The organism is Pseudolactococcus plantarum (assembly GCF_002441715.1).
Taxonomy (GTDB): domain Bacteria; phylum Bacillota; class Bacilli; order Lactobacillales; family Streptococcaceae; genus Pseudolactococcus; species Pseudolactococcus plantarum.
Genome location: NZ_JXJX01000034.1, coordinates 1 through 823 on the forward strand (window position 1 = coordinate 1; position 823 = coordinate 823).

Below are 823 nucleotides of genomic sequence, written 5' to 3' on the forward strand. Positions count from 1 at the left end.
AAAAAAGTATTGACCATATTCGCCGAGAAAAAGATGTGAGTGCTGCGGATATGACTCAAACGATTAAAACTTTAGCACTCAATGTCAGACTCAGTTGCCAACTGCTTGGTGTCCCTGAAGCAAGTTATTATGAGAGAATCAATCGACGGCCATCCAAAATTCAATTAAGAAGACAACACTTGGCACTGAAGATTGACCAACTTTTCAAGGCGAATCGGGGAATTTATGGGGCACCTAAGATTCATCACCTCTTACTCAATCAAGGGGAAAAAGTAGGGATAAAGCTCGTACAAAAAATTATGAAACAACTTCAGCTCAAGTCCGTCGTACTTAAAAAATTTAAACCCGGACACTCCGTAAGTGATGGTATTAACAGAAAGAACCTTATACAACATGAGCCTAAAAAGATAAATAAGGTTTGGGCAACTGATATTACTTATATTCCTACTCAACAAGGCTGGGTTTATCTCTCAACCATTATGGATCGTTATACTAAAAAAGTCATTGCTTGGGATTTAGGAAAGCGAATGACTGTAGAATTAGTGCAAAGGACTTTGAATAAGGCAATGGAATCACAAAATTATCCAGAAGCTGTGATGCTTCATTCTGACCAAGGAAGTCAGTATACGAGTCATGAGTATGAAGAGACAATAAAAAACTCTGGAATGACTCACTCCTTCAGTCGTAAGGGCTATCCTTATCATAATGCCAGTCTTGAATCTTGGCATGGACATTTAAAAAGAGAGTGGGTCTATCAATTTAAATATAAGAACTTTGAAGAAGCCTATCAGAGTATTTTCTGGTATATTGAAGCCTTTTATAA

At 37.4% G+C, this 823-nt stretch carries 1 protein-coding gene; it reads left to right on the forward strand.

Annotated elements, in window-relative coordinates; genetic code table 11:
• On the forward strand, window positions 1–823 hold an 823-nt coding region (locus RU87_RS09500), incomplete at both ends, for an IS3 family transposase (RefSeq protein ID WP_167373835.1).